The sequence below is a fragment of the Bifidobacterium sp. WK012_4_13 genome, assembly GCF_041080835.1.
GTDB lineage: Bacteria > Actinomycetota > Actinomycetes > Actinomycetales > Bifidobacteriaceae > Bombiscardovia > Bombiscardovia fermentum.
The window spans coordinates 2,360,429-2,375,358 of the sequence record NZ_CP129683.1 but is presented as its reverse complement, the minus strand read 5'-3'; the positions used below and the strand labels follow the sequence as shown (position 1 = coordinate 2,375,358).

The 14,930-nt window shown below is 54.2% G+C and carries 12 protein-coding genes; 2 read left to right on the top strand and 10 right to left on the bottom strand.

Annotated features, from left to right (window positions below):
- Positions 1-398 precede the first annotated feature (398 nt).
- The 5 genes from QN062_RS09625 to QN062_RS09605 all read right to left on the bottom strand — a co-directional run bounded on the left by QN062_RS09625 (position 399) and on the right by QN062_RS09605 (position 5,780).
- Positions 399-1,292, bottom strand: a complete 894-nt coding sequence (locus tag QN062_RS09625) for an ABC transporter ATP-binding protein (RefSeq protein ID WP_369341575.1) — start codon at positions 1,290-1,292, stop codon at positions 399-401.
- Complete coding sequence (locus tag QN062_RS09620; RefSeq protein WP_369341574.1) at positions 1,285-2,133, bottom strand: ABC transporter ATP-binding protein; 849 nt, start codon at positions 2,131-2,133, stop codon at positions 1,285-1,287. Before QN062_RS09620 ends, QN062_RS09625 begins: the two co-directional genes overlap by 8 nt.
- Positions 2,126-2,962 carry an ABC transporter permease gene (locus QN062_RS09615; RefSeq protein ID WP_369342602.1) on the bottom strand — a complete coding sequence of 279 codons (837 nt, stop codon included), beginning with the start codon at positions 2,960-2,962 and terminating at the stop codon, positions 2,126-2,128. The genes QN062_RS09620 and QN062_RS09615 overlap by 8 nt, the downstream gene beginning before the upstream one ends.
- 107 nt (positions 2,963-3,069) lie before the next feature.
- Positions 3,070-4,053, bottom strand: a complete 984-nt coding sequence (locus tag QN062_RS09610) for an ABC transporter permease (RefSeq protein ID WP_369342601.1) — start codon at positions 4,051-4,053, stop codon at positions 3,070-3,072.
- 29 nt (positions 4,054-4,082) lie between these two features.
- Positions 4,083-5,780, bottom strand: coding sequence for an ABC transporter substrate-binding protein (locus tag QN062_RS09605; RefSeq protein ID WP_394854706.1), 1,698 nt, complete (start codon positions 5,778-5,780; stop codon positions 4,083-4,085).
- 275 nt (positions 5,781-6,055) lie between these two features.
- On the opposite strand from QN062_RS09605, the gene QN062_RS09600 reads away from it, so the two are divergent.
- A complete protein-coding gene (locus QN062_RS09600; protein WP_369341573.1) occupies positions 6,056-6,826 on the top strand; it encodes a type III pantothenate kinase in 771 nt (256 codons plus the stop codon).
- A 187-nt stretch (positions 6,827-7,013) separates the two neighbouring features.
- On the opposite strand, the gene QN062_RS09595 is transcribed toward QN062_RS09600, so the two are convergent.
- The 4 genes from QN062_RS09595 to QN062_RS09580 all read right to left on the bottom strand — a co-directional run bounded on the left by QN062_RS09595 (position 7,014) and on the right by QN062_RS09580 (position 12,811).
- Positions 7,014-8,354, bottom strand: coding sequence for an ABC transporter substrate-binding protein (locus QN062_RS09595; protein WP_369341572.1), 1,341 nt, complete (start codon positions 8,352-8,354; stop codon positions 7,014-7,016).
- Positions 8,355-8,597: 243 nt separating this feature from the next.
- A complete protein-coding gene (locus QN062_RS09590; protein WP_369341571.1) occupies positions 8,598-10,889 on the bottom strand; it encodes a beta-galactosidase in 2,292 nt (763 codons plus the stop codon).
- Positions 10,890-10,913: 24 nt separating this feature from the next.
- Positions 10,914-11,873 carry a carbohydrate ABC transporter permease gene (locus QN062_RS09585; RefSeq protein ID WP_394854724.1) on the bottom strand — a complete coding sequence of 320 codons (960 nt, stop codon included), beginning with the start codon at positions 11,871-11,873 and terminating at the stop codon, positions 10,914-10,916.
- 56 nt (positions 11,874-11,929) lie between these two features.
- Positions 11,930-12,811, bottom strand: a complete 882-nt coding sequence (locus QN062_RS09580) for a carbohydrate ABC transporter permease (protein WP_369342598.1) — start codon at positions 12,809-12,811, stop codon at positions 11,930-11,932.
- A 259-nt stretch (positions 12,812-13,070) separates the two neighbouring features.
- Here QN062_RS09580 and QN062_RS09575 point away from each other — a divergent pair, with 259 nt between their 5' ends.
- On the top strand, positions 13,071-14,057 hold the full coding sequence (locus QN062_RS09575) for a LacI family DNA-binding transcriptional regulator (protein ID WP_369341570.1): 987 nt from the start codon (positions 13,071-13,073) through the stop codon (positions 14,055-14,057).
- Here QN062_RS09575 and QN062_RS09570 read toward each other — a convergent pair.
- Entirely contained in the window at positions 14,008-14,886 is an 879-nt protein-coding gene (locus QN062_RS09570) for a pseudouridine synthase (protein ID WP_369341569.1), read from the bottom strand. The genes QN062_RS09575 and QN062_RS09570 overlap by 50 nt on opposite strands.
- Between the last annotated feature and the right edge of the window lie 44 nt (positions 14,887-14,930).

Below are 14,930 nucleotides of genomic sequence, written 5' to 3'. Positions count from 1 at the left end.
TCGGTCGACAATGTCCCAATCTGCGCCTTACAAGCAATCACCAACGGTAACGAGATACATTCACACACACATCCATGCACCAACGTGCATAGATTCTGCAATATTTATACGCAAATGCCGTGATTCGAAAACTCTCAAAAATTCGCAGCCAACAAACAATCGGCAAACCATGAATCACTCACATGAAAGAATGCGTTCTATCTCAAATTATGCGTCGAAAACCGCTCGCCTAGGGCGTCGGTTAACGACAACAACATGAGAAAAACGTCATGACAAACAATGTATCACACCCAAGACCTCGGCGTGTCTGTCAATCACATAGCGCTGAAACATAGCATAACAATCCCATTCAGAACTCTTCAATCACCGGATTCGAAAGAATTGCAGTCACCTGGCTTTCACAGCGTAGCGGCCTTGAGAAGCTCCTTGGTGTAGGGATGCTGGGGGTTGCCGAGCAGATTACGGCAAGTGCCCTGTTCGATGATGCGCCCGTGCTTCAGCACCACGATACGGTCGGCAATATGCTGCACCATGCCGATATCGTGGGAGACGAAAATCATGCTGAGCGCCTTTCGCTCGCCGTTTCGCACAATATTGCGTGAATCACGTATCTCTTGCAAGGTGTGCAAGATCTGGACGCGGGCGGTCACATCGACGGCGCTCATCGGCTCGTCTGCCAGCAGTATCTCTGGCTCATCGATGATGGCTCGTGCTATCGCCACACGCTGAGCCTGCCCGCCGGAAAGGTCGATTGGATATCGGTCAAGAACGACGCGACCATCCAGGCCGACATCATCGAGCATGGCAACGCACCGCTCTTCAATCTCAGGAGCGTGCAAACTGCGTCCAAATCGCAGCGACAAAGCCTCTTTCAACGATTTTCGAACAGTCCAGCGCGGGTCGAGCGATGAATATGGGTTTTGAAAGATCATCGAAGACTCTCGGCGCAACTGTTTCCACGCTTCAGCATCAATCGGCGCAGGTCTGCCCTGATAACGGAGCTCCCCGGTGGTTGGAGCGAGCAAACCGAGCATGATTCTTGTCAAGGTCGTCTTCCCCGACCCTGACTCGCCAATGATCGCAAGGCATTCGCCAGAGTTGAGCGACACCGAAACATCGTCGAGAGCGATGCGCCCAGCCTGACCTGATTTGGATGAGTCATCTCGCGAACCACCCATAAGCCTGCTCCACGAGCCGTGGGCACGGTAATTCTTGCTCGCGTGGCTCAACTCCAGCAAGGGCACACCCGACTCAGGATCGTTGTGAGACAACGCTACACGCTCATCATTCATCGTCACCACTCCCATTCGTTTCGTCAAGGTCAGCGCGCAGGCCATTGAATTTCAATTCTTCAGCCGATTCCGCCAATTGTCGCGTGACAGACTGCTTAGGATTGGAAAGCAGCTGCTTGGTCGGCCCACTTTCGACCACACGCCCACGGTCAATCACATAGCAGCGCTGCGTGGCATGGGCCAGAACCCCAAAATCATGCGTGATGAACAGCAGCGAAGCACCCGCCCTATCAACAAGTTCAACCAGCACATCGATGATGTGCAGCTGGGTGATAGAATCGAGCGCCGTGGTCGGCTCGTCGGCAATGATGAAACGCGGCGATGTGATGAGCGCAGTGGCGATGGCCACGCGCTGCTGCTGGCCACCTGACAACTCGTGAGGATAGACATTGAGAACGTCGTGAGGCAATCCGACCTTGTCGAGCATGGCTTGGACTCGATGCAACCGTTCGTGGGCCGGAATGTCGTAATGCAATCGCAAAGGCAGCTCGATCTGCTTGCCGACCTTCATCACCGGATTGAGCGCAACGGCCGGATTTTGGAAGACCACGCTGACGATTCGACCGCGAAGATCGGCCATCTCGCGCTCGGAAGCACCGATGAGTTCGTCTCCAAAAAGATCAATCGAACCTTGAGCATGAGCATTCGCTGGCAGCAGACCGAGAATCGCGCGCGCCAGCATCGACTTTCCTGAACCCGACGACCCAATCAGGCCGACACGTTCATGCGGGGCAACATCCAACGAGACTGAATCAAGAATCGGGTGGGACGCAATGCGGACATCCACATCACGAACGGTAAGCGCATTGCCATGAATCTGCCCATGCACATTGTCAGACATATTCCGCCTCACTCCCCTTCGAGGCTTCGACGCGCCCTCGCACGGCACGCAATTCGGGATTGCTCAACGGATCCGCACAATCGCGCAGCGCATCGCCGAACACATTGAGCGCGAGCACGACGCAAGTAATGATCAAGCCTGGCCACACAACTGTAATCGGGTACACGTTGATGAAGGTGACCGACGTCGCCAGGCTATGACCCCATGACGGTACCCCACTCTGCACGCCGATCCCCAAGTAGGTAAGACCCGATTCGGCCAAGACAACCGTTCCCGCAGAAATCGAAAGCTGCACCATCATGATGGGCATGATGTTGGGTATCACATGCCGAGAGAACACGCTTGCCGCACTCGCGCCGTTTGACAATGCCGACTCGACGTATCCTGAACGGGCAACGAGCATGGCTTGCGGGCGTGCGATGCGGGCAAGATTCAAACCATATCCAAAACCGCATGCTGCGACGATCACGGCAACGCTCGGCCCGAAGGGAACTGCCAGAATCAAGGCAATCAGCACTGTGGGCAGCGAAATCAAGGCATCGATGACAACGACTGATGCTTGAGCAAACAATGCGGTGCGAGCAAGCATCGCAGCCAAGAGCAGCAGCCCAAACACCGCGGTCACCAGCACCGTCAGCACACAGATCAGCAGATTGGTCCGAGAGCCCGCCATCAGCCAGCTCAGCACATCGGCGCCCGTACCGTCCGTACCGAGAATGTGACTCGGCGACGGCTTCTGCCACACATGATATCCGTCTGTCCACCACAGCGACCATGGAGTCCAGAACAGCGAAACGGCCGCAACTGCAAGCCACAGGCCAAGGACCATCAGCGCAAACTTGCCTTCACCCCGATGCCATATGGAGCGCAGCACAATGCGCAGCTTGCTCGCAAATCGCACCTGTTTGCCTGGCTTCCTGCCAATATCACTCCGATTCATTGCGCACCCCCAGCCGTTGCCAACAGACCGGCACCTTTGAGTCGAGGATCAAGCACGCGATGAAGCACATCCACCACAAAGCCGATGCACAGGAAGAATGCGGCAAGCACGAAGAGCTCGCTTTGGACGGTCAGCAAATCGCGATTGCCAACGTCCGTCACCAGCATCGAACCGATGCCAGGCAGCGCGAACAGGTTCTCGATCACCATCACTCCGGTTATCATTTCGGCAAAGGTGAGCCCGATCACCGACACCAATTGCGGCGAAACCACACGCAAACCAATGCGCAGGACAGCCTGGACCCGAGTCATGCCGCATGCCATGCCCATGTCCACGAATTCGGATGAAAGCATTTCCTGCAGTGCCGAGCGCGTGTATCGCATGATGCTCGACCCCACGATGATGCCAACCGTAACGGCAGGCAGCATCAGCGATGCGAGGGCCGAACCAGCTTGCGCCCAGCCTGCATCGGGAAAGCCCTGCGACGGGAACAGCGCAATCAGGCCGGAGCCTTTGGAAAACAGCAGAATGAGAAGCATCGCACCCCACAGTGCAGGAATCGCACCGCCTGTGAGGGCCAGCAGATGCAAGCTCTGGCGAACGCGTGCTGAGCGGGCCACAATCGAAGCCGCGCCCAGTGGAATGCCAATCAGGCATGCAATCAGCAAACCAATCAGAATCAATGGAAAAGTGATTTGCATGCGCGAGACAATCTGCACACCGACATCGCGGCCAGTCAGCACGGAAATGCCCAGATTGCCGTGCACGACATTCCCCGCCCATTCGAAATATTGCTGCAGATATGAACGATTCAGCCCCAGTTCCTGACGCAGCCTGGCAACGCGGGCAGGAGTGGCGTTAAGCCCTGCCATAACCGAGGCAACATCGCCTGGCAATATGCGAAGTGCCAGAAAAATCAGCACCGACATGCCAAACAACGCTGCCAGCAGCAGGGCCAGACGCCGAAGCAGAAATCTCAACATATATATTCCATGGTTGCAAACGGTCCTTAGGCCTTGTATTGAACGTTCCACAAAGGCAGCAGCGACTGGTTGAGATTGAGCGGGAAGCCGGTGACGCCCTTGCGATATGCCGTGGTGACGCGGTAGTTGAACAGCCAGTCAGCAGGCGCATCTTCGGAAACCAAGCGGGCAGCCTTCTTCAGATACGATTCATACTCGGCATCCGAAGTGGACGCGACAGCCTTGGCATAGAGTTCCTGAACCTGCTTGTTGTCGTAATTGAAGTAGTATTCGGGATTGGCCCAATTGTAGAAATCGTGACTTTCGTTGTGGTCGACCAAAGAAAGGTCATAGTTCTTGTTGGTATAGACATCCTGCAGCCAGGCAGAGAACTCGACAACCTTGACATTCAAGTCAATGCCTACGGCCTTGAGCTGTGAACGGAGCTGATTGCCAAGATCGGTGCCATAGATATTCGCATATTCAAAGTTGAGCTTCAATGGATTGGAAGTGCTGTATCCGGCCTCGGCCAACAACTTCTTAGCCTTCGACTGATCGTATGGATAGAGATTCGTGAGATCCTCATATCCGGGATCCAACGATGGAATCGGACCGCCTAGAGCTGCGTCCGCACCACCACGCGAAGAAATCAGTGCCTTATTGTCAATCGCATAGCGAATTGCCTCTCGAACGCGTTTGTCCGATGTTTTCGAACCCTTGCCGTTGAAGGCAAGCACGAACTTGTCGGTGTCGTTGCCAGCCTTGACGACATAATTGCTGTCTTTTGCAATCGATGCGGAGAGATTCTCCGTTATCGGGGCAAGGACCTGAATGCTGTTGCCCTTCAGCGCATTGATTGCAGCATTGGTGTCCGTGATGTATCTGAGCACGACCGTCTTGGTCTTTGCCTGGTGACTTCCCCAGTACTTCGTGTTGGCCGTCAAGGTCAACGATTCGTTCTGCTTGAAACTTTTCAGCAAATATGGGCCAGAACCAATGGCCTGCGTCTTGGCATCATACGAAGCGTCCTCGTCGAAGACGAGACCTGCTCGCCCTGTGAGGTTCCACAGCAGCGTCGCATCAGGCTTCTTGAGCTTCAAGACAACGGTATTCGCACCATCTGCAGCAATGGAGTCAACGTTGGCAAGAACCTGATAATCCTGATATTCGTTCTTGATCACCGAGTCGAGCGACCAGACAACGTCTTTGGAATCCAAGGCATCGCCGTTCGAGAAATGCTCGTCGGCATTGAGCTCGAAGGTATAGGTCTTGGCATCGCTGGATACCGTCCATGACTTCGCCAGTGCAGGAATGACGGTGTTTTCGGAATTTCGAGCCACCAGACCCTCATAGACATTGCCGATCAGAGCCTGATCGAGAGCGGTACCCGCCTCATTGCGAATGTCAAGATTGGTTGGAGCCAGTGTCAGTCCAATGGCAATCGAGTCTGATGCGGCAGCGGCATCGCTGCCTGAATTGTTGCGTTGATATGCGAACACGCCCCCAACTACAATCGCCACAGCTGCTATCGCAGCTATGATCCATGCCCAGGATGGCATGCCTTTGCGCTGCCTCTGATATGAATTCAGTGATTCGTCAGTCGATCCTGACTGATCGCCTGACACATTGCGACTGCCTAGATCTGCCTGATCGTTTGAATCTGGCGCAATGCCCTGAGCCTTGAATTGTTCCGTTGATTCAGTCGTGGTGCTCGTCGCATCCCCGCTGTTTGAGTTTTCAGCCATTATGCTCTCTCTTGTGTGTTACATATTGAATTATTTGCATGTATCGCACTCGCCCCCATTCACGGCAATCCGTCGCATCCGTCAACGTTAGCGGTGTGATGCTGATTGGCCGCCTTATGAGGTCGACCATCACCCCACCATGATAGCGCGTTCCCGGCAATTCCCGCGAAGTGAATTTGTACATCATGCGCAATCGGCCGGCTCACGTTCGGCAGTCGCTTCAAGTTGCGATACAGTGACAGAGAACACGCGCCTGCATTGGAAAAGGACTGCTTATGCTGATTGCCGTTGATATTGGAAACACCGACATTGTGCTCGGCTTTCTCGAAGGCGGCAACATCGTTGCCAACTACCGCATGACCAGCTCGGTGAGCCACACCTCCGATGAATATGGCATGATGATCAGCGGATTCCTTCAGATGAGCAGCTACTCCAACGACGATGTTGAAGATGTGATCATCTCTTCCGTGGTGCCCAACGTGATGCACTCATTCCGCGCTGCAATCATCAAGTTCTTTGGCGTTGAGCCAATCGTGGTTGGCCCTGGCATCAAGACCGGCATCAACATTCGCATGGATGATCCACGATCGCTCGGCGCAGATTGCCTGTGCGACTGCGTAGGGGCATATGGATCGTATGGCGGACCGCTGCTGGTTCTGGATTTCGGCACGGCCACCACCTATAACTATGTGACCGACAAGGGAACGATAACAGCCGGCCTCATTTCGGTCGGCATCCGAAGTGGAGCCTCGGCGCTGTCGAACAAGACCGCACAGCTGCCCGAGGTCGAAATCACCAGACCCAAGTCTGTTTTCGCCACCGATACGAGAACGGCCATGCAGGCGGGATTGTTCTATAACTTCCTCGGCGGAATCGAGCGCACGGTCAAGCAGTTCCGAGCCGAAACCAACGAAAGCTTCAAGGTCGTCGCAACCGGCGGCCTCGGACGCATCATCGAAGGAGAAACGGACGTCATTGACATCTATGATCCCAATCTGATCTTCAAGGGCATGCAGATGATCTATGATCGGAACAGAAATCGGTAAGTTCTCATTGATATGTGGTCGTTTCTAGCAATGTATAGAGATATCGTCTCGAGTTTGCAAGTTTTGAGAACTAGTGGAAGTACAAAGACCCTATTTTTGGCTTGTTCTCGTCGAAGTTAAGCCAAAAATAGGGTCTTTGTACTTTGATGAACTCTCAAAACTTGGAATCTCGAGTCATTGCCGTACGTCACTTCACGGTATAACCCTGACTTTCAGCATATTTCTTGAGATTCGCCTGCCAAGCGGCAATGCCCTGACTCAGCGTAATCGATTTACCGGTGAACGCGGCACCGGCATCATCGGCAAAAACATTGCGGGCATACACTTCGAAGGGAAGGAACTTGTATCCGGTAACCACATCAGATGCAGCCTGTGCCAGCACCTTGTTGTATTCCTGACCGCCAAAGTATTCGTTGGTCTTGCCATTCGAATCCGTCAATGTGGTCTTATCCAAGAAGTCGCTGGATGCAAGCGTCTTGGTGTCGGATGGGAACGCTCCGGCATCGACCCTGGTCTTGATGCCGGCCGAGTTGTGCGTAACGTATTGCACGAACTTGTATGCGGCCTTGACCTTCGCGTCATCGCTCGACTTGATGACCGCGAGTGAAGAACCACCGTTCTCGGAATTAGCCGTGCTGCCCGAAGTCCACGTTGGCATGAGCGCTACTCTCCACTTGCCAGATGCCTCAGGAGCTCCCGACAGCAAATCATTCGGCATCCAAGCCCCGGTGAGCAAGGACGCAATGGAGCCATCGCCAAGGCTCTTGTTCCAGTCATCCGACCAGCCCGCGGTCTTGGTGTCAATCAAGCCTTCGCTAATCATCTTCTGCCAGTAGCTGACCCACTTCTTCACGCCTGCATCCGAAGTGAGATCAATGGTTACGGTCTTCCCATCCTTGCTGGTTGCGAACGGAGTGGCGCCCGCCTGCCAGGTCATGGAATCGAAGAAGCCGGCATCACCGGTATCGGACGTGATGTACGAGCCGATTGCACGTATTTTCTTCGCGTCCTGGTAATACTCGTCCCACGTTGTCGGGGCCGAGGTGATGCCTGCCTTGTCAAAGACTTCCTTGTTATAGAACAGCGCCATTGGTCCAGAATCCATAGGCAATGCATATACTCCGCCATTGATGTTGACCGAACTCCATGTGCCAGGGGTGTAGAAGCTCTTGTAAGACGATGCGCCCAGACTGGAAAGGTTCTCCAAGTCCCCACCGATCACATATTGAGGCAGCGCATAATATTCGATCTGGGCAATGTCCGGCGCACCCTTGCCTGCTGACATTGCATTGTTCAGAGCGGTATATTCATCCTTGTTGGTACCTGCGTTGGTGACCTTGACCTTGATGTTTGGATTGGCCTTCTCGAATGCGGCCACGGTAAGAGGCACCGTCGAATCCCATGACCACACGGTAATCGAGGTCGTGCCAGTGCTGGAACTCGAGGAACTTCCCGATCCGCATGCCACCAGTGGAGCAAGCATGATCATAGCGCCGACCAAGGCGACTGCTCGTTTTGTGAACTTCATTGTTCATTCTCCTTATTGATATTTTGCCCCACAGATCGGTTGCTTCTCAGCTTCTTTTCCACGTGAGCCCATAACTCTTCAATTCTTATTAAAATCATTGGAATATCAACTATGTTTACGATATCATTATCCAATATGTTTGCGCAAACAATTTGGAGTTTCTTTCGTAGATGAAGCTTCTTTCCCCTGTTTGCGCGAACAGCGCGGAGAGCCGAAGGAATTGCCTTCGACTCAGCGAAATCGCTAGTTGACTGTTGAAACCGCCACCCCATTTGGCTGCAGCACGACTGACTGCGGAACCTTTGATCGAGGCACGGCCAACTGAGCCACAGCATCTTGAGTCACGCTCTGCTGAATCAGAGACATGTCGTTGGCCCGAGACACAGTGTTCGACCGAGATACAGCGTCCGACCGAGACGCGGCGTTGACATCGTTCTCGGCATGCGCGGATTCATTGACTGCGGCAGCACGCGAGAGCAACAGCAACTTGCCGTCGATCGGCACCGTTGCCGACTCGTGGGATCTGTTGAAAACGAAGTCGAAACGCTGGCCCGTTTCTTGGTTGATGCGCTCAACGCGCAGCACCTTCGCCGCGTCACCCTCAGCAATGCGAGACGCTCCGGCACCGAGTTGCCCAAGATCCAGATCCATGACTTCGAACAGTTCAGGCAAGGATTTCGCAATCCCCCGTCTTCCCAGCCGACATCCTACATAAGCCGCCTTTCCCGAACCATATGGATGCACGGTTATCGCAGGAACCTCATTCATGCCAGTCCATTCAGGCGCTTGATATGTGGCGAGAATCTGCGTGGAATCAGCAGTTCGCGCAATGCGGTCAGCAAGGTCCTGAGCCACCGTTCCATTGCTCAGATCCAGGTGCTCCAGAGTTCCTTCATGATCTGCACCCAAGGGCACGAATTCTTCGGAACTGACCCCGACCACATCGCTGATCGAAGCAGGATATCCGCCGAGCCAGACGCGATCGTTGGCATCCGAGATCCCCGTGTAATACGTTACGACAAGCTTGCCGCCTGCCTCGACGTAATCGTGGACGCGCTGCGTGTTGCGCTCGTCCAAGAGATATACGCATGGCAGCACGACCGTCCGATACGACTCCCAATCCGCGGCAATCGGCACCATATCGGCGGTGACGGCATTGTCAAGCAATGCGCGGAACCAGTCCAAAGGCTCGGACCTGTGCCGCACGCGCTGGGTCGGCGTGGCGGTATGTTCGCTCGCCCACTCGCTCTCGTAATCGAAGACCACGGCAACCTCGGACTTATGCAATATTGTGTCTGTCAGTCCAGATTCCGACAGCAACTGCAAATCTTTGCCAAGCTCACAGACATCGCGAAAAATCTGGGTATCTCTCCCTGCGTGCGGCAGCATTGCGGTATGGAATTTCTCTGCACCTGAGCGCGATTGCCTCCACTGGAAGTAGCAGATTGCATTCGAACCGAAAGCCAGATGCGCCAGGGAATCAGATATGAGCTGCCCGCTTTCATTGGCATAGTTCACCGGCCGCCAGTTAACTGCGCCGGTGGAATGTTCCATGAGGAACCACGGTCGTCTGCGCGCAATGCCATCGACCAGCGATGCGCTGTAGGCAAGTTCATCAAGATGCGCTTCTCCAGGAAGATAGTAATGGTCGTTCGAAACGAAGTCGACTTCGCTCCCCCAATCATCGTAATTCAGTGCAAAACCTGTGGCGCTGACCATAAAATTCGTGGTCAGCGGGCGATTTGGAGTGATGCTGGCTAATGCGTCACGCTCTGCAATAAAGAATTCCTTCAAGGCATCGGACGAGAATCGCTTGAAATCGAGCAGTTTCCCAGGATTCATGAAGTTGCCTTCACCGATGAAGCGAGGTGGGATGATTTCGCTGAAATCGCTCATCTGCTGAGACCAGAACGACGTTCCCCAAGCCTCGTTCACCGCCTGGATATTGCCATAGCGGAACTTGCACCATTCCTGGAATGCATGCATCGCATCATCGGAATAATCGAAGCGATTGTGGCAGCCATATTCGTTGCCGACGTGCCACGCCACGACATAGGGGTTGCTGCGAAAATGTTCTGCCATCTTTCTGCAGAGCGCGAGCGCATATTCGCGAAATATCGGCGAGGTGGGGCGCCAGTGCTGGCGTGCACCTGGCCAGCAGATGTCGCCTCGCTCATCACGCCACAGTATTTCCGGGTGCTTCTGCGTAAGCCAGAGAGGGGGCGATGCCGTGGCACTTGCCAGGTCAACGGCAATGCCCGCCTCTCCCAGCTTGTTGACGATGCGATCAAGCCAGTCGAAATCCCAAGTGTCTTCCGTTGTCTGAATTTTCGCCCATGAGAAGATGGCGACGGAAACGAGGTTCACGCCAGCCTGCTTCATGAGTGCAACGTCTTCGTCCCAGACATCTTCAGGCCATTGCTCAGGGCTGTAATCGCCGCCGTACCAGATGCGTTCAGAGGACCCTGCCAATGGTCGGGGCCAGCGCAAGGGTCTTCGCGAAGACGGCGAATCATGCATTCCAAGTTGTTTCATGATGTTAGCCTCATTATTCTTTCACTATTCTTTCACTGCGCCAGCGGCGAGACCCGACTGCCAATACCGCTGCAGCAGCAGGAACGCGATGACAAGAGGAATGATCGTTACGAGCGAACCGGTGACGACAAGGTTCTGAATCGCCTGGCCTCCAGCAGTGCTGGCCTGGTCCTTCCATTGATTCAGACCTATCGTCAATGGGTACCAGCTGGAATCCTTCAACATAATCAATGGCAGGAAGTAGTTGTTCCATGTGGCGACGATCGTGAACAGCGAAGTTGTGACGATGCCAGGTGCCAGTAACGGCAGACTTACTTGCCAAAAAGTGCGGAACTCTCCGGCGCCATCGACGCGCGCCGCTTCGAGCAGCTCTGTAGGCACGGCCTGATCGCTGAAAATCCACATCAAATAGAGGCCGAAGGGGCTGATAAGGCTTGGAATGATCATTGCCCATGGTGTGTTGGTGAGTCCGAGCTTTGCAAAGAGCAGGAACTGAGGCACGGCCAAGGCGATGCCTGGCACGCTGATCGCACCGATGACGACTACGAACACGGCCTTTCTGCCAGGGAATCTGAACTTTGCCAACGCATATCCGCCCATGATCGCGAGCAACGTTGCTCCGCCCGCACCAACGACCACATAAAGGAGCGTATTGATGAGCCACCTGCCGAATATGCCGTCTTGATAGGTGAACACGGTTTTGAGATTGTCCCAGAGCGCAAACTCATGGCCGAAACCGAGCCCGAAAGTCGATGTGAAATCGCCCTGTGTCTTGGTGGAATTCACCAGCAGATACAGGAATGGGAAGAGGCAGTAGATGACGAACAGACCGCAGATGAGCGTCAGCAGCATGGAACGGCGCGGATTCGCTGGGTTTGAGAACCCTGACTTGCTGGCTCTGCGACGTTCGGCTCGCTCATCCTGTGAGGTTCTGCGCGCGCGGTTCTTTTCGTTTATTCTCGATTGGCGCTCAACGCCTCGCAAGTCTTCGACTTCCGTTGCTTGCAGCACAGAGCTTGTTGACTTGTTCTGTATTTCGCTCACTTCATCTGCTCCCTCATGCTACGAAGCTGGACGGCATAGGCGATGCCCATCGTGATGATGGCCATGACGATGGCCAGCGCTGCCGCATAGTTGGATTGGTTGCCTGAGAAACTCAGGTTGTAGGCATACATATTCGGTGTGTAATACGTGGTGACCGCGTTTCCTGGAACCATGTTCTGCAGGATGCTTGGCTCGTTGAAGAGCTGGAAGCTGCCAATGATGCTGAAGATCACCGTGATTGCAAGAGATCCTCGCAGCTCAGGCAATTTGATGCGACGAACGATCTGCCACTCGCTTGCTCCGTCAATGGATGCCGCTTCATAGAGCGAATGCGGAATCGTCGAAAGGCTTGAATAGAAGATCAGCATGTTGTATCCGGTGAACTCCCACGTGACGATGTTGCCGATTGCAGCGAGCAACACCGATGGGGCGAGCACGTCGAGGCTCGTTCCGAAGAAGTCGTTGATTGAACCGACAAGACCATACTTTGCGCCGTATACGAAGCCCCAGATCAATGTGGACACCACGGCGGGCACCGCATAGGGAAGGAATGTCGATATGCGGAAGAATCGCGAACCGTGGAGTTTCATGCTGTCAAGCGCCAATGCCATTGCAGCGGACAGAAACAGCATGATGGGCACCTGGACTATCGTAAATAGTGCTACACGCCGAACGCTGCTCCAGAATTGCGCATCCTGGATCAGCCGCACATAATTTGCCAAGCCCACGAACACGGTTCCGCCGATCATGCGCGTTTGGTAGAACGAAATCCAAATGGCATAGATGATCGGCACGATGAAGACAAAGACGAACACCAAGGCGAAAGGCAGCATGAACTTCCAGCCACGCCAGTCCCAGCTGCTTCCGCCCATTTTCATCTTTCGCAGGGAGCTTGCCTTCCTTACTGTTGGAATACCAGGTACCGTCATAGGTCACCCTCTTCTCGCTTGAAACCCCATATGCCTGTCTTCGATGACACAGCCTTGTGGGAGATCCTAAGAAATGTTTACGCAACCATTATAGCATTGCCTGAGCTTTTCGCACTATGCGATGAAATATTCAACCGGCTCCACTCAAAAAGTAGAGAAAGTGAGGTATACAGGAACAATGGCAGGAAAACGCGCCCGTTGGGCATCTATGCAAGACGTTGCAAAAGAAGCAGGAGTTTCGCCTCAAACCGTGTCCCGAGTTTCAAATGGCAGCCAGGCAGTGAAGCCGGCCACCAGAGACCGAGTGCAGCAAGCGATGCAAAAGCTTGGATACCGTCCGAATTTTGCGGGAAGGGCCTTGAAGCATGGCCGTTTCATGAACATTGGCGTTGCGATGTTCAACATGAACACCTATGGCAACATGAGCATTTTGGAAGGCATCACCACATGCGCCGTATCACGCGGATATGCAACGACCGTGCTGACCATGGACTCCCACATTGAGCAACCATTGCAGCACGCCGTGGAACAGATGAAAAAATTGCCGGTCGACGGCGTAATTCTCGTGTTGGAGCAGCGCGTCGGAGATTTTGCCGGTTTCGTCCCTCCCAAGGATCTACCAGTCATCTTGATAACCGAAGGTCCGGCAGATCATTGCCCGACCATTGATGATGACCAATATGGCTGTGCATCAACAGCAACTGACTATCTGCTCAGCAAAGGCCATAAGACCGTGTATCACATCGCCGGTCCGCAGCATTCCCAGGCGGCGGTGAGCCGTCAGCGAGGCTGGAAGGATACTCTCGTGCAGCAAGACAGACCGATTCCCGCAGTCATTCAGGGTGATTGGAATGCCGACAGCGGCTATGCCGCGGGCCGAAGGTTGGCACAAGACCCGCATTGCACCGCAATCTTTGCCTCCAACGATCAGATGGCCTACGGTGCGATTCAGGGCATCATCAGCATGGGAAAGCGAGTGCCGGAGGATATCAGCGTGATCGGAGTCGATGATTCCTTGTGCGGAACGGTCCCCCATTTGACACTGTCAACGATGAGACTTCATTTCTCCGAGATCGCAAAACAGGCTTTTTCGATGGTGCTTCAGGCATGCGAAGGCAAACCGCCGGAGGTTGGCATAAAGCGGGTCATTCCCGCCGAGCTTGTCGAACGCTCTTCGGTGCAGGAATTGCGCTGAACGTCGTTTCGTCTCTGATTTCCAAGGGGATTTCGGATTCAAAGCGGCGCAATTCATTGCTGATTGGATCGATGAATTCGAGGCTTCGTGCCACCAATTGCAAGGGATGTGCAAAGTCGTCAGGTGCGGCTGTACCGTCTGCATTGGCATGCATGCGAATGCTTGGATAGAGATCATCACCTGCAATGGGCAGTCCGATTGAGTTCATATGGACGCGAAGCTGGTGCGTCTTTCCTGTCAGCGGTCGGAGCGAATAGACGCGATACAGCTGATGTGCCGCGACTTCTCCTCGCGTTGAGAGCAGATGCTCGTTTGCTGCGAGCACCGCATCCTGGTTGTCTGATAGTTCGATAATCGTGGTGCTGTTTGCCGTGCCGCTTGATTCAAACGCTTGCAGAATGCCGCGATGCTTGGTGATGCGAGACATGCGCTTCAGCGGAAAAACCGAGGGCACATCGAGCGGCTGCACTGTGCCAAAGTGTGGCCGTTGCACGGGGCGTGCCGGAGCAATGCATTCATAGCTTTTTCGCACCTGATGATGTTGAAACAGCATCTGATATGCGCCGCGCAGTTCAGGTCTGCTCACGAAAAGCACGACACCGGCGGTGGCCCGATCAAGTCGGTGCGCTGGGGTGATCTGGTCGTTATGGAACATCTCGCGCAGCCGCATGAGCGCCGTTGAGCGATACCACATGCCGCGCGGCGTGGTAGGGAGGAAATGGGGTTTGTCGACAGCCACGATGGCGTCATTCTGATACAGAATTCGCAATGGAAACGGTATCGTGGGTTCGTCCGTGACCCAACGATGCCGTTTTTCGAGAGTTTCCATGGTCTTGAACTCCTGTTGCGTGAACGCTGCCTTTGACTTGCCGA

Excerpts from the sequence above, each read along its gene's own strand:
- QN062_RS09575 (WP_369341570.1), top strand. The coding sequence starts at position 13,071 with ATGCAAGACGTTGCAAAAGAAGCAGGAGTTTCGCCTCAAACCGTGTCC.
- QN062_RS09605 (WP_394854706.1), bottom strand. The coding sequence starts at position 5,780 with ATGGCTGAAAACTCAAACAGCGGGGATGCGACGAGCACCACGACTGAA.
- QN062_RS09600 (WP_369341573.1), top strand. The coding sequence starts at position 6,056 with ATGCTGATTGCCGTTGATATTGGAAACACCGACATTGTGCTCGGCTTT.
- QN062_RS09580 (WP_369342598.1), bottom strand. The coding sequence starts at position 12,811 with ATGAAAATGGGCGGAAGCAGCTGGGACTGGCGTGGCTGGAAGTTCATG.
- QN062_RS09615 (WP_369342602.1), bottom strand. The coding sequence starts at position 2,962 with ATGGTCCTTGGCCTGTGGCTTGCAGTTGCGGCCGTTTCGCTGTTCTGG.
- QN062_RS09570 (WP_369341569.1), bottom strand. The coding sequence starts at position 14,886 with ATGGAAACTCTCGAAAAACGGCATCGTTGGGTCACGGACGAACCCACG.
- QN062_RS09625 (WP_369341575.1), bottom strand. The coding sequence starts at position 1,292 with ATGAATGATGAGCGTGTAGCGTTGTCTCACAACGATCCTGAGTCGGGT.
- QN062_RS09620 (WP_369341574.1), bottom strand. The coding sequence starts at position 2,133 with ATGTCTGACAATGTGCATGGGCAGATTCATGGCAATGCGCTTACCGTT.
- QN062_RS09595 (WP_369341572.1), bottom strand. The coding sequence starts at position 8,354 with ATGAAGTTCACAAAACGAGCAGTCGCCTTGGTCGGCGCTATGATCATG.
- QN062_RS09590 (WP_369341571.1), bottom strand. The coding sequence starts at position 10,889 with ATGAAACAACTTGGAATGCATGATTCGCCGTCTTCGCGAAGACCCTTG.